The organism is Mesobacillus sp. ABV4_180, assembly GCF_056158485.1.
Genome location: NZ_JBSWTJ010000001.1, coordinates 3,703,820 through 3,723,884 on the forward strand (window position 1 = coordinate 3,703,820; position 20,065 = coordinate 3,723,884).

Consider the following 20,065-nt stretch of genomic DNA (forward strand, 5'->3'; position numbering starts at 1 on the left):
CAGAGACATTGATTTGTCTTGGGTTCCTGTCCGTTATTGCCTTAATGACGGACACTTTTCTTCCTTTCTCTCCTGCTAATCTCCGTCACACCCTTGATGAAGGACACTTTTCTTCCCTTCTCTCCTGTTTCTGTCCATCATAGCCTCGATGACGGACACTTTTCTTCCCTTCTCTCCTGTACCTGTCCGTCATAGCCTTGATGAAGGACACCCCCCTGCTTTTCTTTCGCGTTTCTGTCCGAGAGTAAATCCCCCTAAACGCTTAGCTGGTATTTCTTTATTTTTTCATAAAGGCCGGAGCGGCTGATTCCGAGCAGTCTTGCTGCTTTTGCTTTGTTTCCGTTTGCCTGTGACAATGCTTTTTTGATTGCGCCTAGCTCCGCGTCCTCGGCAAGGCTGATTGTTTCCATGCCAGGGCTGGATATTTGTGATATCAAGTAGTCCGGCAGGTCCTCGACCTGGATTTTCCCGTGCTCGGCAAAAGTCATCGCACGTTCCAGGACATTCCTTAATTCCCGCACATTCCCCGGCCATTCGTATCGGAGCAGAGCTGTTTTAGCTTGCGAAGAGATTCCGGTGATACTCGTTCCAAGCATTGAATTCAATTCCTTCATTAAACCGGTTATCAAATGCTCGACATCATGGACTCGGTCTCTGAGAGGCGGGATATTCAACGAAATGACGTTCAAGCGGTAATAGAGATCCTCCCTGAACTCTCCCAGCTTCACCATTTCTTCCAGGTTGCGGTTCGTCGCCGCAATAATCCTGACATCGACCTTCACCCGTATGTTTCCCCCAACCCTGTAGAATTCTCGCTCCTGCAGGACCCTTAGCAATTTTGCCTGGAGCGACAGGGACATATCACCGATTTCATCAAGGAACAGTGTCCCTCCATTGGCAAGGTCAAACTTCCCGATCTTGCCTCGCTGCTTTGCACCTGTAAAAGCACCTTCCTCATACCCGAAAAATTCGGATTCAAGCAAATCCTCCGGGATGGCCGCGCAGTTCACTACGACAAACTTCCCATCACTCCGGGCGCTGCTGTTGTGGATTGCATGCGCAAACAATTCCTTCCCCGTTCCGCTCTCACCCCTGATTAAAACGGTCGATCTGCCTTTTGCTGCTTTGGCGGCACTTTTCTTCAGTTTTTCCATATAGGGATCTTCGCTGAAAATATGCTCCCAGGTGAATCTCGCTGATTCTGATTTTTTTAGCTGCTGATGGTAAAAGCTGGCCTTATTCTCCGCTTTCTGCAGCCTCTTGAACATTTCACTGACTTCATTCAGCTGTCGGAACATCACCTTGCCGATTGCCCCGATCACCTTGCCTTCCTTCTTGATCGGAATGCGGTGGACGATATATTTAATGCCATTCATCTCATTAAAATCACTGACCTCGGCTGATTCAGAATTGAACACATTCCCTAGCTTCAATTGTGGCAATACTTGATCTACTGGTTTATTTAACACTTCTGCCTTTTCAAGATTGAATAGTTCGAGCAGCGGTGGGCTTACCATCGTGATGATGTTTTTTTCATCCGTCATCAGGATGCCATCATAGGCATTCTCAAGCGTCGTTTCGATTGTCAGCTTCAATTTCTTGACTGTTTCCAGTTCCTCGGCCATTTTTTCTAATTCGGATAAATCCTGGAACAGGAGGATTTTCCCTTCATCATGGCTCACAGTTTCGTAAGAAGAAATATGCAGGATCGATTTGAATTTTTGATAATGGCGAGGTTCATGATCTTCGTTCAGCAGACCTGGGAAAACCTCCTCAATCCTTCTTGAAATGAGCGAATCCACAGGACGGCCGCTGATTTTAGCAAAAGCATCATTTGCGTAGATCACATTCATCCTCCCATCAGTCATCAGCACACCAATATTGGAATGCCTCAGGATCGTTTCCAGCTGTTCTTTTAACGTGTTCGCTGATTTTAGAAGGGCGATCACCATATCGGTCTTGGTCAGCAATCCCATTACTTTATTGTCCTCGTCAAGCACAACACCGGTCCCAACCTGGCTAGTTTTAACAATCTGTTCGATCTTATGAAAGGGAGTGTCAACTCTAATCGACTTTACGTCCTTTTTTATGTACTGATGGATTGGTGTCTCCAGTGGGCAGCCCTCCAGGATCATTTGATATAGACCGCTCCGTGTGAAAACTCCTCGCAAGCTTCTGTCTCCATCCGTCACGGGAAGCAGATTCCATTTCTTTTCCCTGAAGACTTTAATCGCCTCCTGCAAGGTTGCCTTTTCCGTAATTTGTCGGTCAACGGAAGTTACAATATCCCTGAATTCGAACATTCACTTCCCTCCTTCAACAATAAAGATTTCTGAATATTATAACTTCTATTATAAAGCACTGACTGGGAAAGGTACATTTATTGGATATAAAAAAACCTGCTCCAAATAAGGAGCAGGCATAGAATTAGCGCGGTATCGTAATTTTTTGGCCAATATACAAGTATTTGGCCGGGTCAAGATTGTTCGCCTTCACGATTGCATCAATCGTAGTTCCATATTTCACACTGATTTTCCATAGGGTGTCACCGCTGACAACCGTATGGATGACAGGCTGGACAACTGGCGGCTCTGGAGTTGCTGCCTCAGAAGGAATCGTGATTTTTTGTCCGATATACAAGTATTTGGCTGGGTCCAGATTGTTTGCCTTCACGATTGCATCAATCGTTGTGCCAAATTTTTGGGCTATTTTCCAAAGAGTATCGCCTGATTGAACCGTGTAAATAACTGGCTGCTGAGCAGGTTCAGGTGAATCTGCAGCAGGAACTTTTAGCTTTTGGCCGATGTACAAGTATTTATTCGGATCAAGATTATTCAAGGTTACAATTTCAGATATTGTAGTGTTGAACTTGGCTGCAATTTTCCACAGTGTGTCACCACTCACAACCGTGTAATCGGTTGTGTTTGGAACTGTAGGTGCAGGTGGTTCAACTACAAGTTCTACATCACTCACATTGACTACTCCTGAAACTCCCTCTTTGACAAGTACTTGATACTGGCCATTTTCGATTGTTTCAGAGATTAACGGGAATGTATCGCCTTTTACTGCAGTATAGCCCTGCCCCATCGGGTAGACGGATAGTTTCGCTGTATCCGCAATAACCCTGACTCGTTTTTCGGGCTGGAGCGCTTTTACTTCATAGCTGCCGTCCAGCTTCACTGAGTCTGTAAAAGTGATGTAGCCAGCATTTACCCCCTCAATCACCATCATTCGAATGTAATAGCTTCCGTTAACAGCTTTGCCTCCATAAAAGTCGGTACCATCCCATGCAAATGTATGAGTTCCCGCTTGGAAGGACTGCTCGGCAACGACATTTTTCACATGCGCGCCTGCTGCATTAGCTATATAAATGGACACTTTTGCTGGCTCTGCAAGTGTGAATTCACCCGTGACAGAGTCATTCATCCCGTCACCATCCGGGCTGATGCTGTCAGAATTGAAAACAGCATCGGTAACCACTTCTTTTACTCTCCATAACGGGATATTATAATCGCCATCCTTGACTGTAACGGTGCCTGCTTTCTGTGCAGACTGTGTCGTAGCTGGATAGTTGTATGCTGTCTCAATATACTTGAAGTGGATATCATAATTTCCATCGGCAACAATTCTGCCTGTTTTATCAGTTCCATTCCAGCTTACAGTATGGCTGCCAGGAATCAGCTTCATTTTACTGCCTGCGTAAATTTCGGAGCCGTTTTGCCAAATGCTCAGTTGCACTTCGGCCGGTCTATTCAGATTGAAAGGAATCTGGACTGTTGACGCTCCGCCGTATTTTGGAGCGAACACTGCCGGATTAATTGCCACCTGATCAAACAATGGCTTTGGGTTTGCCTCAGAGACAACCGTCAGCTTGCCAAGCGGATAGCCGCTGATCTGGTTGTATCCCTGGTCTGTCATATAAGCCTTCAACTGGTATTCCCCAGCTGGGAGCGGGATTTTCTTTGTATCATCCCAAGGCACCCAATCCATTTTATGAACTGTTTTATAATCCATCGTTGAAAGATAGATTTTTGTCTGGATGCCATTCCCCACTGCTAAAATATATCCGCGGGTTGGTTCGCTTGTTTTCAGTTCGAAAGTAACATACCCTGGTACATTATTTCCCTGAAAAGCAACCGTTGTTGATGACTGGCTGAAGGAGGTCACTTCTGCCATCGCAGAAACGAATTGCGGGTATGCAACCGACACTGCCAGGAATAAAAGTATGAAAATTCTAAAAAATCTTGTTGTCACTCTAGTTGTCCCCTGCTCTCTATAAAAATGTTATATTGCAAAAATATCATATTCGTTTTCCGGATATTCAACAACGCTAAATTTTTTCCATAAAAAATGCCCTTTTCATTAAATGAAAAGAGCCAGAAAAACTAGAATTATAATTCGATTTATTTTGGCTGCATCCTGATGGCTCCGTCCAGGCGAATTGTTTCTCCATTGAGCATTGGATTAGTAATAATACTTTCTGCAAGATGGGCATATTCCTCTGGATAACCGAGCCTTTGCGGGAACGGCACCATTTTCCCAAGCGAGTCTCTTGCTTCAGCTGGCAATGAATCGAACATCGGGGTATGGAACAATCCGGGAGCAACCGTCATCACCCTTATCCCAAAAGCAGCAAGCTCCCGGGCAATTGGCAGCGTCATGCCGACAACACCGCCTTTGGAAGCACTGTAGGCAGCCTGGCCGATCTGACCGTCAAACGCAGCAACGGATGCCGTATTAATGATGACGCCCCGCTCGCCAAGTTCATTCGGCTCGTTTTTTGCCATCTGCTCAGAAGCCAGCCTGATAACATTGAATGTCCCGATCAAGTTGATAGAGATTACCTTTGAAAACATGTCCAGCGAATGGACACCCTTGCGTGAAAGCAGCTTGGCAGCAATCCCGATTCCTGCACAGTTGACCACCGTGTTAATCGCTCCGAAAGTTTCGATCGCTTTGTTGATTGCATTCGATACCTCTTCCTCGCTCGTTACGTCTGTTTTAATATAAATTGCATGTTCCCCAAGTTCTTCAACAAGGGCATTGCCCCGTTCTTCCGACAAATCAAGTAAAGCAGCTTTGCCGCCATGCTTAACGATTCTTCTGACTGTCGCTTCCCCAAGCCCAGATGCCCCACCTGTCACAATCGCTCTTGCTTCACTCATTTTCATTTAACTCGACCTCCAATATGGTAAGTTTGCTAATTATATATGAAGCAAGAATCATGCCAAATGGTTTTACATGAAAAAATGGAGGTCCTGAAAGAAAAGTGTCCAGAATCAGGACAGTTACTTTTGAAAAATGGACACAATCCATAACAAAAAGCAGAGCGCTTAAGCCCTGCCTTCCAATTCAACATTAAGCTACATTCCGCTTGGCCCTATTTCTCAGCATCAATTCCTCAAGCGCTCCTGAGCCGAATACGACCCCAGAGATAATAAAGATTAATCCTAGCAGGTGGGCTGATGTAATGCTTTCCCCAAGGAAGATCGCAGCGAACAGGATCGATAAGAATGTATTCAAGTTCAGGAAAATCGACGCTTCTGCTGGACCTGCCTTGCCTATTGCGTAATTGTAGAGCATGTGTCCTACTGCTGTAGCGAAGATTGCTGATGCAAAAAATATGCTCCATAGTCCTGCCGAACCGCTCCCTATGCTCGCCAATCCATTCGGTTCTTTCCATAGTCCGATAAAAAACAATAAAATCGACCCGAAGACGAGCATGTATCCCGTCAACAGGCGCGGATCCAGAGTTTTAGCTGCTCTGGATATGATAATAAAGCTGATGGCCTGTGAAACAATCGACAGGAACACATAAAAATCACCGAGTGACATACCTGACAATCCCGTATTTCCTGCAAGAACAGTCAATGAAACACCAATTCCTCCGAATATGAAACCGAGTGTCCGTACAATTGTCAGCTTCTTTCCGAGGAACAAAATGGCCATCAATGCAGTCAGCAATGGCCCGAGACCAAGTATCAACCCTCCATTTACAGCAGATGTTTCTTTTAACCCGATTCCCAGGAATAGATGGTGTCCTGTGACATTCAGGATTCCGCCACCTATTATATAGGACCATTCTTTTCGGGATGGAAGCCGTACTTTCTTAAAGAAAAAGAGAATAATAAAAACCGAGATTCCGGCCGTAAAAACCCGAAGCGAGGTAATCGTGATCGGCGGGAAATTTCCGACAATTACCTTCAATGCCGTTACATTCAACCCCCACAAGATCATAGTACCGGTTAAAATCAAATATATTCTAAGGTTCTTCATGCTGCATCCTTCTTTCATTTAAACGATTAAAGCATACCTATCATTCTACTCCTTTTTTATAAAAGGGCAAGAGAAAGCAATTCCATTATTTTTCCATACGAAAGAAGAAGTACCAAAAATCAAGGAGGTTTGTATCAGGTCTTAACACCTTTTCAAATTGCCTAATAGGTTAAAAGAACGGTTTATTATAAAATCCTCCAAAAACCGACAAAAAGAGGTTTATAATCCGGAATGCTATCCTTGAAAGATTAATATTGAAAGGAGGTGAAAGGATGCACTTCCGACAACTGATCATTACTGGCTTCATCGCTGGTGCAGCTATGCTGGTGCCTGACATGGCATTTGCAGAAAAAGGATCGAATGCCGGAAAGCCTCAACAACCTATAGCGGCTGAGCAAGTCAATTTGCCAGAGAAGGCGGAGTTTGCCAGGACTTCTGAAAAAACTCCAGAAAAACCAGCTGTCAATACCAAGCCGTTGCCAAAGCCTGCGGTTCAAAAGCCGGGCAATGCAAAGCCTTTGGAGAAGCCCGCCAAGGTAAAGAAAATAAACGGGAAAGCTTCATCGTTCAATAAAAATGAGAAAGCAATCCCCCATCAAAAGGCTAAAGCGATGATCCAAAAGAAGCCAAATCAGGCGAAAAACGCAACAAAACATAACGCTAAAGGTGCTATAAAATCCATACATAAGGTTGAAGACGCAAAAGAAACAAAGCAAAAATCACCTGGCTTAAAGGATAAGACTGAGCCATCCTTGGACTCTGCAGTTACACCGGTCACCGAAAAAAGGACCCTGAAAGTGGACAGCAGAAAAATTCCTCCAGTAGAAAAAGATGAAAAAGATTCATCCAAAAGTGAGAGGTATCCAAAGGGTGACAACATTCCTAATCCTCCTTCACGCACGAAGGCTTCAGGGGGGCCTTCAAGTGACAGGACAAGTTATGGAAATACTGGCACTTCCTTTAGCGATAAGTGGTTTGTTTGGGATGAAGCTTTCAGCTTAAATCTCCTTCAGCCTTTTACATCGCGAGTTGCTGTTTTTCGAAGCCAGTGGGTCAATGCCCCTCCTTCCCCGCCACCACTCTTAGCTCCTGCTTTTTTACCGTATACCGAAGCAATCAGCCACGGATCACGATAATAAAAAAGGGAGCGAGTTATTAAAATGAATAATTATATGAATGGAACTAAAGTTGTTAAGTCTTTTATGTTAGCTGGAGTATTGTCAATCGGAGTACTGACTGGAGGACACTTTACTCAAGCTGCCGGTCCGGAAAAAGTAAAGGTTGAACAATCTCACGCAGTCAAACCTGCAAAGGTACAGACTGTCAATACTAAAAAGGCTGCTGTAAAAGCAACTCCTGCAGTTCCAGCAAAGCCAGCTATCAAGGCTCAGCCAAAAGCAGCAACTAAGGAAAAAGCAGTGAAATCACAGGCTAGCACTCATGCAAGCGAAACTGCTAAAAAGCAAGCAGCACCAAAAGCAGCGGTACATCCAACTGCTCCTCAAGCACCTGCTGAGGAAGTGCCTACTGAAGAAGTGATCACTCAGGAACCTGTAGTTGAAGAGGTTATTGAGTTAGAACCAGTTGTAGCTGAAGTTCCTGAAAAAGAAGCTGACTCTGAAGAATCTGCTGAGCTTGAAAATGACACAGCAACAAAGCCAGAGGAAGATGAGGGAGCAGACCTTGATGCTGACACTGAAATGAAAAAGGAAGATGAAGAAGAAACAGATGAAGATTCCGAAGACATCGACCTTGATACTGATGTAACTGTAAAAACTGAAGAAGATGAAGAAAATGACTCTGATTCTGAAGAGATCGATCTTGATACAGATGCAACGGTAAAAACTGAAGAAGATGAAGATGAAGAAGAAAATCAAGAAGAAGATGAAGCAGAAGTATCTCCTTCTATTGCTAACAAAATGAAGTCTAAAGCTTACAACGCAAGCGATATCGCTAAAGAAAAAGCTAACGAAAATTCTGCTGTTGCTTTGTTTGTGGAAGTAACTGAAGAAGACGTTACTGAAGAAGATGTGACTGAAGAAGACGTTACTGAAGAAGATGTGACTGAAGAAGATGTGACTGAAGAAGATGTGACTGAAGAAGATGTGACTGAAGAAGATGTTAAAGTATCTCCTTCTATTGCTAACAAAATGAAGTCTAAAGCTTACAACTCAAGCGATGTCGCTAAAGAAAAAGCTAACGAAAAGTCCGCTGTTGCCGCTGTTGCTTTGTCTGTTGAAGTGACTGAAGAGGTTGTTGCTGAAGAAACTGCTTCAGAAGTAGTAGCTGATAAAATTGTTGCTGAAGAAACTGCTGTTGAAGAAGCAACTGAAGAAGTTGTTGCTGAAGAAACTGCTGAAGAAACTGCTGAAGAAACTGCTGAAGAAGTAACTGAAGATGTTGTTGCTGACGAAACTACTGAAGAAGAAGCTGAAGTAAACACTTCTGCTGCTAACAAGGCTGAAGCTAAAGCTAGTGTTCACGCAAATGACGTTGCGAAGGAAGTTGCTGCTTTGATCTCTGCTGTACTTGCTTCTGTTGAAGCTACTGAAGAAACTACTGAAGAAGTTACTGCTGTTGAAGAAGCAACTGAAGAAGTTGTTGCTGAAGAAACTGCTGTTGAAGTAACTGAAGATGTTGTTGCTGACGAAACTACTGAGGAAGCTGAAGTAAACATTTCTGCAGTTAACAAAGCTGAAGCTAAAGCTAGTGTTCATGCAAGTGACGTTGCGAAGGAAGTTGCTGCTTTGATCTCTGCTGTACTTGCTTCTGTTGAAGTTTCTGTTGAGGAACCAGCTGAAGAAGTATCTGAAGAAGTATCTGAAGAAGTATCTGAAGATGTAATTATTGAAGAAGAAACAAAATAATAAATAACCTTTGAAGAAGGGACTTCCATGCACATGGAAGTCCTTTTTTTATTAGTGAACTTCTGTTTCACTTGCAGGAACACGACAATCAATACTCCAAGATTTCACAGTTCTTAAACCATTACCAATATATCTCAAGTGAATGTGAAGGTATCCCCTGTTAAAACGGGGCTAAATTGGGTAAATACACTTTAAGGTGTAAAATCGAAGGAGGCTAAAATCATGTTCATCGTCTATATTAGCATCGCTGTCATCGTGGCATCCCTGGCTTACCTGGGATTTGTTGCTTTCAAAACATTCAAGGAAGCCAAGCCTGCGATTGATGGCCTTCAGGCAACAGCAACCCGGGTGCAGGCAAAAACAAATGCGATTAAAGAAGAAACCGATTTGTTAACATTTAAACAGCAGAAACTGATGACTGATTTTGAAAAGAAGAAAAAAGCAGTCAACACGGTTGTTTTTTCCGTAAAACAAACCCCTGTCGTATTCAAGAATGCGCTGGTAGCAAAACCCGTTGCTGCTCTTGAACGCCGATATAAAGCAAGACAGTGGAAACGCAATCACAGCAATCGCACTATACAGCCACAATAAAACAGGGCCTCCAGCCCTGTTTTTTATTTTTCCTTTTCAGAGTGACTTTTTTCCTATCCCTCCTTTTCGATTAATTTCCCAACATCAAGATATATAAGGATTGACCGTACCTTAGGAATCCACATTGATATTTAGGAAATTCGTACGATTGTCGAAATAATAATTAATATCTATTATGTATAAATATACAAAATAACAATTCGGAGGAATACATAAAATGAAACATAAAAAAATCATTTCTGGCGTTGTAGCGGCAAGTTTGCTGGCTGCTTCTCCATGGACGCCAGCGCTGGCGGAATCTTTAAAGTGGAATTATGTGAATGCATATGAAGAGAAGGATGGAAGTCTCTTCAACAGTGAAAACTATGACTTTATGAAATTCTCGGAAATTGGTTCCAAGCTTGCAGAGATTGAGAAGCAATCCAACCGTGTGAAAGTTGAAGTAAAAGGACAATCAGCAGATGGACAGCCCCTTTATGTCGTGACGATTGCGGCACCTGACACACATGGCAAGTTTGGTAAAATTCAGGCTTTAAGAAAGCAAATGTTCAAGAATCCTGAAAAAGCCCAAGACTGGATTGAAAATAATCCGGATTTTAAGGTGCCGATCATGATCAACGGTTCAATACACGGTACTGAGTTTGTCGGTAGTGACGCGGTCATGCAGCTGATTGAGCGTTTTGCGCTGGATAATGACGAGACAACGAAGGACATTCTCGAGAACAATATTTTAATTTTCAATGTTGTCCAAAACCCTGACGGCCGAATCGATGCTACCCGCTTTAACGGAGAAGGAATCGATTTGAACCGCGACTTTATCACTCAGTCACAGCCTGAGACCCAGGAAACGGTTGCCTTGATCAATGAATGGAATCCAATGGTCTTCCTTGATACCCATGGCTATGTGAAAAATTACGCACCGAACAAGCAGGGTCTTATTGAACCATGTACAGTTCCGCACAACCCTAATTACGAATACGATTTATACGAAAAATGGGCTATGGGCCAGGCAGAAGCAATGGAGACAGAAATAATGTCCAACAAAGGCAACTATACTGGCAGCCTTTATCAATCCATGGTTGGCAGCTATATCCCTCAGCGAGATGACGCGGAGGGCTGGGATGATTATCCGCCAATCTTCACTCCGATGTACGCAATGTACCACGGAGCATATGGCCACACGCTTGAAGCGCCAACGAATGATCTTGATGGCGTTCGCTGGATGTATGACGCAATCATGGGTGCCCTGCAGCATGCAACCAATAACAAACAGGAAATGATCAAGGATCAAATCGAGATGTTCAAACGAGGCATCAATTTTGATCATCCATTCCACGATGAAGGCTTCTTCCCTGCTGCATATGTGCTGCCAGTCGATTCGGAGGATCCTACCGTAACACATAAGGCTGTTGCCCACCTGCAGAAAAATGACATTGAAGTCGTGCAGGCATCCAAGGCGTTTACAGCCGACGGCAAGTCTTATCCTAAAGGCTCTTACATCGTAAAAATGGACCAGGCAAAAGCCGGGCTGGCAAATACAATGCTATGGGATGGCGAGGACATCACCGACGATGTCGATGCTATGTACGATATTTCAGCGTGGAGCCTGCCAGAGCTCTGGGGATTCGATGCAATTGCTGTACAAAATGAATTCGATGTAACAGCAGCAAAAGTGAATCAAGTTCAAAATCAGGGCTCTGTCAGCGGGAAAGGTCCATTCCTGATTCCAAATAGCTCTGTGGAAGCAGTAAATCTTGTGAATACGTTGCTTCAGCAAGGTGCTTCTGTAAAACGCGATGCAGAAGGCAATTTTTACACAGAGTCAGCAGCCAACGTGATTTCTGCAGCTGTAAAACATTCCGGCCTTCATATCCAGTCAGCAAAAGTACCTGCTGACGCGGTTGAAGTCTCTAACCTGAAGGTCGCGATTCTTAAAGACGGAGGCATGAATAAGGCCCAATCACATTCAGGGACAAAATCGGCCCTTAAGCGCCTTGGCTTTGACGTTACAGAAGTAACACCTGTTGAGGTTGCAGAAGTAGGTCTTTCCAGCTTTGACGTATTTGTCTACAGCGGAACGGAAGGATTGATTGCTAAAACCCAGCCGCGTGTAGGCAATAAAGAGTTCGGCTTCCAAAACCCGGACCAGTTTGACAGCTTCAAAGCGAACGTAGAAGGATTTTTAAATAATGGCGGCAAATACATCGCCGTTGGCGCGGGTGCATCCCTTGCAACTAAAACATTAGGCCTTACAGATGACAAAGTAGTTGTTGCAGACTACAACAGCAACGGTATTGCCAAGGTAGATTACACAGGAGAAGGTGTCACTGCTGGTTATGGTGAGGACGATCTTGGATTCGTGTATCGTCCTGTATGGTATGAAAATACTGATAACGACCAGGTTTCCGCATCATTTGATGGCAATGCAGACTTTTTTGTGGCTGGGCACTGGAAAAACAATGCGAATGCACAATCCAAAGCCGTCATCGTCAAAGAACAGGATAAGGATGTTACAATGATTGGTCTGGAAGCTGGTTTCCGTGATCACACCGACTACCTGTTCCGACTTCTTTCCAACAGCATTTTTGACAAATAAGCATGATAAAAGCATCGGGTGCAGAACTTCCCGATGCTTTTTCTATTGATGCGTATAGTATTTTTCCAACAGCAGATAATCCTTCGTCTTATGGATTTCAATATGATTGGCCAAAGCAAATTCTTCAAGCTCAAGAATAAGCTGCTCGCTGTTAAAATAGGCGACACCTATATTGAAACCACCTCTCACCTTGATGACGGCATTCTTCGTCGTCCATCCAATCCGGCCGAACTTGATCTTTTTGATATTGCTTGGTGTCAGCACCTTTCGGTAAATCGTGACTTTATAGATTTTAATTTTATATTCGAGTGTATTTGAGAAAAAAGTTAATTGGAGTTGCAGTAGAAGAATCATGATGGCGGCAAAAGCAATCAGAAATTGGAAGGTCCTGTTGACATTCGGCTGGATGAAAAAGACCGAGAATAAAATTATATACATGATGTATTTTGAAATTTTTCCTGAATATGTCACCTTACTCCCCCTTCACATACAAGTATTTTACCAACAAAATCCAAATAATACCATAGAAAAAGACCACCTTATTACAGGTGATCACTTTTTTCATAGGCTCTTTTAAACGAGGCTGTTGATTTTCGTTCCAGGCGCTTCGCTTTCCGCGGGGCTGGCGCTGAGCAACCTCGTCGCAAGCTCCTGCGGGATCTCATCTGACCAGCTGCGCCCGCAGGAGTCTTCGCGCCTTCCACTACAATCAACTGAGTATAAAAATCAACCTACAGCTTTGACAGAGCCTTTTCATAAATAAAGCCCTGCAAGGAAAATTCCCAAAGCTTCTTCATAGATCTCATCAAATTGTGACAATGGCAACGGATTGATTCCAAAACCCAACTCAACCGTAAAGCCTGGGCGCCGCCAGTCCTGGATGAACCAGTCTTTATAGCCTGCGTAGCTTTCGATTGTTTTTACCGGCTGATATCCGCTTACCCTCGCGAATTCATTGACCATAGCTTCTGATTCTGGCGGTTCAAGATTTTCAAAGCCCCAATAGATTACTTCACCCTGTGTATGGAAGGCAAGCACTCTTGAAAAATCCCGTCTCCTGGTCAGGTCGGCCATGGCAATGGCTTCCGGTTCAGATAATGGCCTTGGGCCTACATAATCCCTTGGCCCCGGCTTGCTTGGATTCCGTTCCTTTTCAAGCTCCCATTTTGCCGGGAATTGATCGTTCAGGTCCACTCCTCTGATATTTGCTTTCCATCCATTGAAGTCCGTGCTTCCATTGTTCATCTCGACAACCTGTTCATTCCAAGGAGCCTCCTCAGGCGGGCCATTGAGAACAAGTTCCACGCCATCTGGATTGACCATTGGTACAATCGACAAGGTTGTTTGGCCGTAGTATTTCAGCATGGACAGACCGCGAATTGAAGACTTATTTGTCAGCGCAAGCAGGTAGTCATTCAGGAATGTCATGATTATAGGGGTGGTGATCCATTCGTTTGCATGGAAAGAGCCATTATAATGAACGCGTTTATTTCCATTGCCTATCAGTGTTTCAGGTATTCTCCTGCCTAAAACTGAGTTTCCAATTGATGGCACCCTCATGAAAGGATATACATTTTCCAGTTTCCTTAAATCACTCATGAGGGCGTCATAATCATAATTCTTTTTCCCCTGGACAATTCTCCAGGTGATTTTTAAAGGAACCTTGATCATTTGCCCAATATATAATCCATTCGGATTTATATTGCGATTCGCTACCAGCAGTGCATCCACCTGAATATTCCTGCTCTGGGCAATCTTCCAAAGAGTGTCCCCTGCCCGTATGCGATAATCCACAGCCGCATAGCCTGGGATTTTCACTGTCTGCCCTGCCTCCAGCTCATTTGGATCCAAATCACGGTTGGAATCTATGATCAACTGGAGAGGGATGTTGAAAAGGTTGCTGAAATACCAAAAGGAATCTCCTCTTCTCACATATATATCCATAGCGTGCCTCCTGTTCTTTCAAAAGTTGCATCTATATATATGTATGTGAGTAAGATTGAAAACTGGCAGGAATATTTCAGAACCTGAAAAATACTCTATTTTTGCAAACCGCTGATGAAGGCTTTTACTGCCAGCTTATAGCTTTCATCCAGTCCAAGCGGCATTCCGAAGCCCCCTTTTTGCTCCAGTGAAGCAAATCCGTGCATAAGGCTTCTTAAGCCGCGGACGGCATGAATTTCTTCCTCTTCTGATAAGTTGAATGGCTGAATCACCGAAATGACGAGGCTGACGATTTTTATACCGGCATTATTAACGGCTTCATCAGCAGGATCTGGCGCAGATAATGCAAACTCATAAAGCCCCGGATTCCTCCTGGCAAATGACAGATATCCTTTTGTTATGGCCATCACTGCATCCAGCCCAGCCTCCTTGCCTGCAGCTTCCTCCGCCAATCCGGTGTACAGTTTTTCTAGAGAAAATATGGCGAGCTCCCTTTTGATTCCTGGCAGGCCATCAAAGTGGTTGTATAATGATGGCGGCTTGATATTAAGTTTCTTTGCAAGCATTGCAAGCGTCACCTGCTCACTTCCCTGCTCATTCGCAAGCTCAGCTGCTGCCAGCACAATGGTGTTTTTATCAAGTGCTACTTTCGGTCGTGGCGACATTTTACTATGCTCCTTTATGCTGTAAAAATGATTCCGCCTTAAGAATGGCTTTTTCAATCTGAGCCCCAGGTTCACGAAGCAATTCCCCATGTCCCACAGCCAGCAAAGCGGGATTAATTTCATGAATCTTTCTTGCGCTTTCCAACGCCAGTTCTTTGTTCCATGTCGCCATTGCAGGAAACGGGAACCACGGGATTGTCACTCCAGATACAGCTGTTCCGCCCCTGGTCTGGAAGGCGTCTCCGACAATTACCATATATGTTCTTCTGTCCAGGAAGGACATTGAACCAGGTGTATGTCCAGGAGTTTCAATTGCAACCAAAGAGCCGATTTCGTCGCCTTCCTGAAGGAGTCCATCCGGCTTCGTTTTGATGCTCTTCGGTATTCCGCCGCGAATCGGCGTCTGTGGTTCGGAAGGATCAAGTGCTGCATCCCCGCAAAGAAGGCGGGAATCGCGGGCTGATATATAAACCGGGACATCCAGCTTCTTTTTTAATTCATCGAGCGCGCCAGTGTGGTCGCTGTGTGCATGGGTCAATACAATCCGTTTGATGGGCTTTCCAATTTTTTCTGCTGCCTGTAAGATTGGTTTTGAACTGTTCGGAAGCGCAGCATCTATTAGAGTCAGCCCATTCTCTTCCTCAATAAAATAACAATTAACCGGAAAAACCTTTGGCATGAACGTCAGCTGATACAAAAAGCCCTCTTTGATTACCCTCATTCGAATAACCTCCCAATAAAACTAATATCGTTAGTTTTAATTATAACTAATACCATTAGTTTTTACAATTACTAATTGGATAAATTATGAAAAATAGGTTTTTAACCCATTTTGGTTTGAAAAAGGGAAGCTACCAGACAGGATAACTTCCCTATCTTACAATTACCATATTTATAAAACCTTGCTCAAAAAGGCTTTTGTCCGCTCATGCTGTGGATTCTCAAAAAGTTCGCGAGGCTGGTTTTCTTCTACAATCAGACCGCCATCCATAAAGATGACACGATCACCGACTTCCCTGGCAAAGCCCATTTCATGAGTGACGACGACCATTGTCATCCCTTCCCTTGCCAGCTGTTTGATTACTTCGAGAACCTCTCCGACCATTTCAGGATCGAGGGCAGAGGTTGGCTCATCGAACAGCATGATTTTTGGTTCCATTGCAAGTGCCCTGGCGATCGCTACCCGCTGCTTTTGGCCCCCGGATAGTGAGTCGGGATATGCTTCCGCTTTATCGGCAAGTCCCACTTTTTTCAACAGTTCGATGCCTTTCGAACGTGCCTCCTCTCCCGATACCCCCCGCACCTTTAGAGGGGCCAGCATGATATTCTCGATTACCGTCTTATGCGGGAACAGGTTGAAGTGCTGGAAGACCATGCCGACCTCCTCGCGCACTTTGTTGATATTGGTATTTTTAGCGGTAATATCGATGCCTTCGATTAAGACATGCCCGGCTGTAATCGTTTCGAGCAAGTTAATGCAACGGAGAAATGTTGATTTCCCGGATCCCGAAGGACCGATTACCACCACGACCTCCTGCGGCTGGACGAAAACATTAATCCCATTCAACACCTTGTGGCTGCCAAATGTCTTTTCTAAATCAGTAACTTTGATCATTCCGTTTTCAGCCTTCTTTCGAGGAGATTTAATAAGAAGCTAAGCGAAAGAGTCAGGATCAGGTAAATGACTGCCGCTGTGAGGTATGGCTCCCAAACGCGGTAATATTGACCGGCCATTGCCCGGCCCCAGTACATGATTTCCGGAGTTGCCACGATGGCTGCGAGTGATGATTCCTTGATCAATACGATGAATTCATTGCCCAGTGGCGGAATCATCCGTTTGAATGCCTGCGGCAGAATGACATACCTCATGGCCTGGACGTGAGTCATCCCAAGCGAGCGTGCTGCTTCCATTTGGCCTCGGTCGATCGATTGGATGCCGGCCCGGAAAATCTCTGCGATATAAGCTGCTGCATTAAGGGACAGGGCGATGATGGTCGCAGCAATCCCGTTTGTTTCCCCAAGAAACATTGGGACAACACCAAAATGGATCAGCAGGATTTGGACAAATAACGGGGTACCGCGAAAGAAAGTAATATACCAGACAAATGGCCATGAGAGCAGCTTCCTGCGCTGCATCTTCCCAAGTCCAATGAACAAACCGAGGATTGTCCCAATTAATATTCCGGCCAATGATAGCCCAATGGTCAGCAGCGTACCTTTTAATAGATAAGGAGAGTATTCGAAAATAATATCAAACCGAAAATCCATAGCTTGCCCTCCAAAGCCCCAAAGTTTGGAGCGAATTTTTTCATAGGCTGAGCATCCTGCCTTACAAAAAAATGCGTAACGCTGTTTTAAGAGTTACGCATCTTTGCAGATTCATTGATTCATGTTTTTATTTTGATGCTTTTTCTTGCTCCGCCTTCAGCATTTCCATGTTTGGCTTTTGTCCGAACCATTCCTGATAGATTTTTTCATAAGTACCATTCTCGACGATTTTCTTAATGGCTTTGTCAAAGTCCGCCTTCAGGTCAGTTCCTTTAGGGAAAAGGATGCCGTAATATTCTGCCTCGAAGCTGCCGCTGTCTTCGATTACCTTCAGTTTTTCTTTCGGATTGTTTTTGGCATAAACTTCAACAACGCCGTTATCCGCGACAACTGCATCTGCCCCGCCAGAGAGCATTTCCATAATGGCCAGGTTGTTGTTATCAAATTTCTTGATATCTTTATTATTCTTGCCGAGCAGTTTATCCATTGCCGCCTGCCCGGTAGTACCATTCTGGACTGCCACTACCTTTCCTTTCAGGTCAGCAGCGCTCTTAATGTCACTGTCTTCACGGACGAGGATTTTATTAGTGGATAAGAAATATGGCAATGAAAAATCGTATGTCTGCTTCCGCTCATCATTGATTGAAATGGAGGACACTGCCATGTCAGCGCGCTTGCTTCCAATTTCTACGAAAATCGGGTCCCAGCCGACATGTTCGAACTTCAGCTCATAACCAGCTTCTTTTGCGGCTGCCTTTAGGAAATCAACGTCGAAACCGACAATCTTGTCGCCTTCCATATATTCAAATGGCGCATAGGCTGCATCCGTAACGACTCTCAGCTCCTTCTTCGTTCCTCCATTGCTGCTTGTACCGCATGCAGATACAACAAGTGCGATTATTGCCATCATGATGATGGCAAAGAATCTTTTTTTCATTCAAATTGCCCCCTCTTTTAGAAACGTACAAATCTTTACTAATTTATATGTAGGCAAACAGGCTTGTATTACTGTAAGAAATGATAAGAAAAACTTATTCCTCCTTATTCAAAACTGCTAATTTCCTTATCTTTCCTCCGGACTTAAAATAGAAATAAATAGGGAGGGATCCAGATGTCGTTTAAATTTAAGGCTATTGACCATATCCAGCTTGCAGCCCCTAAGGGTTCTGAAGAACAGGCAAGGAAATTCTTCGGTGAAATATTAGGTTTTGAGGAAATTGATAAACCTGCTGAATTGAAAAAGAGAGGCGGAGCATGGTTCCAATACGGGAACTGCCAGATTCATGTGGGCATTGAGGAGCCATTTGTACCTGCGCAAAAAGCACATCCTGCCTTTGAAATAGAGAATATCGAAGGATTGAAGGAGCATTTGTCGGCTTCAGGAGTACAATACATAGAAGATGACAAGCTGCCGGGAGCAAACCGTATTTATGTCCATGATCCGTTTGGGAATAGAATTGAATTACTTGAGTGGGTACACTAGAATGTGAAACCCATCTTTGCTTGCTCGGTTGGTTTTCAATCGAGCAAAATTTTGGTATAATATTTAGAAAAGCGAAATATTCGCACTGAGAAAGAAGTGTTGATGGAATGACCCAGCAGCAAAAGGCGAAACGCAACTTGATCATCATGTGGTTTGCGAATTTCTTCATCGCCGGCAGCATGACAATGGTAATGCCTTTTCTCTCTTTGTACATTGAAACCTTTGGTGATTTTTCGGAAAGTTATGTTCAGAACTGGTCCGGCATTACGTTCAGCATTACATTTGTAACAGCCTTTCTTTTCTCACCTGTAATCGGAAGGCTGGGTGACCGTTTTGGACGCAAGAGAATCCTGATCTTCATGGCCTTTGGGATGGGGTTATCCGTCTTCTTACTAGGATTTGCATCTTCTGTATGGGAGTTATTTTTACTGAGAATGTTCATGGGATTATTCTCGGGATTCATCCCGGTTTCCCAGGCGCTTATATCAACCCAGACCCCGAAGGAACATGCAGGCAAAGTGTTGGGAACACTGCAGACAGGCAGTATTACTGGCTCACTGCTCGGTCCGATGATCGGTGGAGTACTCGCTGACACATCCGGCTATGCAACCACCTTCCAATCAACTTCCGCCTTCATTATCCTGTCCGGACTGTTAGTATTCATGGTCATGGAGTACCGGATCGATATCAAGAAGGGAACAAAGACGAACTACAGCCGCAAAGAGGTGCTTCAGCATATCTTCAACAATCCAATCATGGTGAATGTCCTGATCATGTCCATGCTTGTCCAGATCGCCCATTTCAGCATCCAGCCCATCCTTTCCCTATATGTCGGGGAATTGCACGGTCCTGCAAACCTGGCCTTCTTTTCAGGGATTGCCTTTTCGGCTGCAGGGCTTGGAAATCTGTTGATGGCGCGTAGGTGGGGGCAGATTGCCGACAGGGTTGGCTATATAAAAATTCTTGTCATCCTCCTGTTTTTATCAGCTATCGTGTATTTCCCAGGAGGATTCGTCGATAATATCTGGCAGCTCGTCCTGATCCGTTTCATGCTTGGCATCACCATCGGCGGGATCATTCCTGTCAGGATTGCATACATCAGACAGGAAGCACCGGTTGCGATGCAGGGTGAGGTGCTCGGCTACAATACGAGTCTCCGATTCTTCGGAAACATCATCGGTCCCGTGCTCGGCGGATTCCTCGCCGGTTATTTTGGATTTACTTCTGTTTTTGTCCTGACAAGTGCTCTCTTGCTCATAAGCGGCATTGTCCTGTTCGCCTCCATGCAGCGCAATCCTCAATACGTGAAAAATACTTTTTGAATATACGGCTTAAAGACTGGATCATTTCGATTCAGTCTTTTTCGCATATAAAA

Annotated in this window: 17 protein-coding genes; 6 read left to right on the plus strand and 11 right to left on the minus strand. The window is 44.4% G+C overall.

Going from position 1 to position 20,065, the window contains the following annotated elements; translation table 11 throughout:
* Positions 1-254 precede the first annotated feature (254 nt).
* From ACXAEA_RS18930 to ACXAEA_RS18945, 4 genes are all read right to left on the minus strand, one after another.
* Positions 255-2,303: a sigma 54-interacting transcriptional regulator gene (locus tag ACXAEA_RS18930; protein ID WP_475097395.1), complete on the minus strand. Its 2,049-nt coding sequence runs from the start codon at positions 2,301-2,303 to the stop codon at positions 255-257.
* 124 nt (positions 2,304-2,427) lie between these two features.
* Positions 2,428-4,254: a LysM peptidoglycan-binding domain-containing protein gene (locus ACXAEA_RS18935; RefSeq protein ID WP_475097396.1), complete on the minus strand. Its 1,827-nt coding sequence runs from the start codon at positions 4,252-4,254 to the stop codon at positions 2,428-2,430.
* A 149-nt stretch (positions 4,255-4,403) separates the two neighbouring features.
* Positions 4,404-5,171, minus strand: coding sequence for a 3-hydroxyacyl-CoA dehydrogenase (locus tag ACXAEA_RS18940; RefSeq protein ID WP_475097397.1), 768 nt, complete (start codon positions 5,169-5,171; stop codon positions 4,404-4,406).
* A gap of 187 nt (positions 5,172-5,358) precedes the next feature.
* A complete protein-coding gene (locus ACXAEA_RS18945; protein ID WP_475097398.1) occupies positions 5,359-6,276 on the minus strand; it encodes a DMT family transporter in 918 nt (305 codons plus the stop codon).
* Positions 6,277-6,548: 272 nt separating this feature from the next.
* Between ACXAEA_RS18945 and ACXAEA_RS18950 the strand changes: the two genes are divergently transcribed.
* From ACXAEA_RS18950 to ACXAEA_RS18965, 4 genes are all read left to right on the plus strand, one after another.
* On the plus strand, positions 6,549-7,412 hold the full coding sequence (locus ACXAEA_RS18950; protein ID WP_475097399.1) for a hypothetical protein: 864 nt from the start codon (positions 6,549-6,551) through the stop codon (positions 7,410-7,412).
* A gap of 24 nt (positions 7,413-7,436) precedes the next feature.
* Positions 7,437-9,143, plus strand: coding sequence for a hypothetical protein (locus ACXAEA_RS18955; RefSeq protein ID WP_475097400.1), 1,707 nt, complete (start codon positions 7,437-7,439; stop codon positions 9,141-9,143).
* 222 nt (positions 9,144-9,365) lie between these two features.
* Positions 9,366-9,734, plus strand: coding sequence for a DUF948 domain-containing protein (locus ACXAEA_RS18960; RefSeq protein WP_475097401.1), 369 nt, complete (start codon positions 9,366-9,368; stop codon positions 9,732-9,734).
* Between the two features lie 217 nt (positions 9,735-9,951).
* Positions 9,952-12,330 carry a M14 family zinc carboxypeptidase gene (locus tag ACXAEA_RS18965; RefSeq protein WP_475097402.1) on the plus strand — a complete coding sequence of 793 codons (2,379 nt, stop codon included), beginning with the start codon at positions 9,952-9,954 and terminating at the stop codon, positions 12,328-12,330.
* A gap of 42 nt (positions 12,331-12,372) precedes the next feature.
* Here ACXAEA_RS18965 and ACXAEA_RS18970 read toward each other — a convergent pair whose 3' ends face one another.
* The 7 genes from ACXAEA_RS18970 to ACXAEA_RS19000 all read right to left on the minus strand — a co-directional run bounded on the left by ACXAEA_RS18970 (position 12,373) and on the right by ACXAEA_RS19000 (position 18,144).
* Positions 12,373-12,801: a hypothetical protein gene (locus ACXAEA_RS18970; RefSeq protein ID WP_475097403.1), complete on the minus strand. Its 429-nt coding sequence runs from the start codon at positions 12,799-12,801 to the stop codon at positions 12,373-12,375.
* 282 nt (positions 12,802-13,083) lie between these two features.
* Positions 13,084-14,274 (minus strand): M14 family zinc carboxypeptidase, encoded by a 1,191-nt coding sequence (locus ACXAEA_RS18975; RefSeq protein ID WP_475097404.1) that lies wholly within the window; start codon positions 14,272-14,274, stop codon positions 13,084-13,086.
* Between the two features lie 95 nt (positions 14,275-14,369).
* Positions 14,370-14,939 carry a TetR/AcrR family transcriptional regulator gene (locus ACXAEA_RS18980; protein WP_475097405.1) on the minus strand — a complete coding sequence of 190 codons (570 nt, stop codon included), beginning with the start codon at positions 14,937-14,939 and terminating at the stop codon, positions 14,370-14,372.
* 4 nt (positions 14,940-14,943) lie between these two features.
* Complete coding sequence (locus ACXAEA_RS18985; RefSeq protein ID WP_475097406.1) at positions 14,944-15,660, minus strand: MBL fold metallo-hydrolase; 717 nt, start codon at positions 15,658-15,660, stop codon at positions 14,944-14,946.
* Positions 15,661-15,831: 171 nt separating this feature from the next.
* Positions 15,832-16,554 carry an amino acid ABC transporter ATP-binding protein gene (locus tag ACXAEA_RS18990; RefSeq protein WP_475097407.1) on the minus strand — a complete coding sequence of 241 codons (723 nt, stop codon included), beginning with the start codon at positions 16,552-16,554 and terminating at the stop codon, positions 15,832-15,834.
* On the minus strand, positions 16,551-17,207 hold the full coding sequence (locus ACXAEA_RS18995) for an amino acid ABC transporter permease (RefSeq protein WP_475097408.1): 657 nt from the start codon (positions 17,205-17,207) through the stop codon (positions 16,551-16,553). The genes ACXAEA_RS18990 and ACXAEA_RS18995 overlap by 4 nt, the downstream gene beginning before the upstream one ends.
* Before the next feature lie 127 nt (positions 17,208-17,334).
* Entirely contained in the window at positions 17,335-18,144 is an 810-nt protein-coding gene (locus tag ACXAEA_RS19000; protein WP_475097409.1) for a basic amino acid ABC transporter substrate-binding protein, read from the minus strand.
* Positions 18,145-18,318: 174 nt separating this feature from the next.
* Between ACXAEA_RS19000 and ACXAEA_RS19005 the strand changes: the two genes are divergently transcribed.
* Both ACXAEA_RS19005 and ACXAEA_RS19010 read left to right on the plus strand, forming a co-directional pair.
* A complete protein-coding gene (locus ACXAEA_RS19005) occupies positions 18,319-18,690 on the plus strand; it encodes a VOC family protein (protein WP_475097410.1) in 372 nt (123 codons plus the stop codon).
* Positions 18,691-18,797: 107 nt separating this feature from the next.
* Complete coding sequence (locus ACXAEA_RS19010; RefSeq protein WP_475097411.1) at positions 18,798-20,012, plus strand: MFS transporter; 1,215 nt, start codon at positions 18,798-18,800, stop codon at positions 20,010-20,012.
* Positions 20,013-20,065: the final 53 nt, after the last annotated feature.

Bases quoted from the DNA above. Each gene is read 5' to 3' on its own strand.
- ACXAEA_RS18995 (WP_475097408.1), bottom strand. From the start codon at position 17,207: ATGGATTTTCGGTTTGATATTATTTTCGAATACTCTCCTTATCTATTA.
- ACXAEA_RS18985 (WP_475097406.1), bottom strand. From the start codon at position 15,660: ATGAGGGTAATCAAAGAGGGCTTTTTGTATCAGCTGACGTTCATGCCA.
- ACXAEA_RS18955 (WP_475097400.1), top strand. From the start codon at position 7,437: ATGAATAATTATATGAATGGAACTAAAGTTGTTAAGTCTTTTATGTTA.
- ACXAEA_RS18945 (WP_475097398.1), bottom strand. From the start codon at position 6,276: ATGAAGAACCTTAGAATATATTTGATTTTAACCGGTACTATGATCTTG.
- ACXAEA_RS18930 (WP_475097395.1), bottom strand. From the start codon at position 2,303: ATGTTCGAATTCAGGGATATTGTAACTTCCGTTGACCGACAAATTACG.
- ACXAEA_RS18960 (WP_475097401.1), top strand. From the start codon at position 9,366: ATGTTCATCGTCTATATTAGCATCGCTGTCATCGTGGCATCCCTGGCT.
- ACXAEA_RS18975 (WP_475097404.1), bottom strand. From the start codon at position 14,274: ATGGATATATATGTGAGAAGAGGAGATTCCTTTTGGTATTTCAGCAAC.
- ACXAEA_RS19005 (WP_475097410.1), top strand. From the start codon at position 18,319: ATGTCGTTTAAATTTAAGGCTATTGACCATATCCAGCTTGCAGCCCCT.
- ACXAEA_RS19010 (WP_475097411.1), top strand. From the start codon at position 18,798: ATGACCCAGCAGCAAAAGGCGAAACGCAACTTGATCATCATGTGGTTT.
- ACXAEA_RS18965 (WP_475097402.1), top strand. From the start codon at position 9,952: ATGAAACATAAAAAAATCATTTCTGGCGTTGTAGCGGCAAGTTTGCTG.
- ACXAEA_RS18990 (WP_475097407.1), bottom strand. From the start codon at position 16,554: ATGATCAAAGTTACTGATTTAGAAAAGACATTTGGCAGCCACAAGGTG.
- ACXAEA_RS18940 (WP_475097397.1), bottom strand. From the start codon at position 5,171: ATGAAAATGAGTGAAGCAAGAGCGATTGTGACAGGTGGGGCATCTGGG.
- ACXAEA_RS18950 (WP_475097399.1), top strand. From the start codon at position 6,549: ATGCACTTCCGACAACTGATCATTACTGGCTTCATCGCTGGTGCAGCT.
- ACXAEA_RS18980 (WP_475097405.1), bottom strand. From the start codon at position 14,939: ATGTCGCCACGACCGAAAGTAGCACTTGATAAAAACACCATTGTGCTG.
- ACXAEA_RS19000 (WP_475097409.1), bottom strand. From the start codon at position 18,144: ATGAAAAAAAGATTCTTTGCCATCATCATGATGGCAATAATCGCACTT.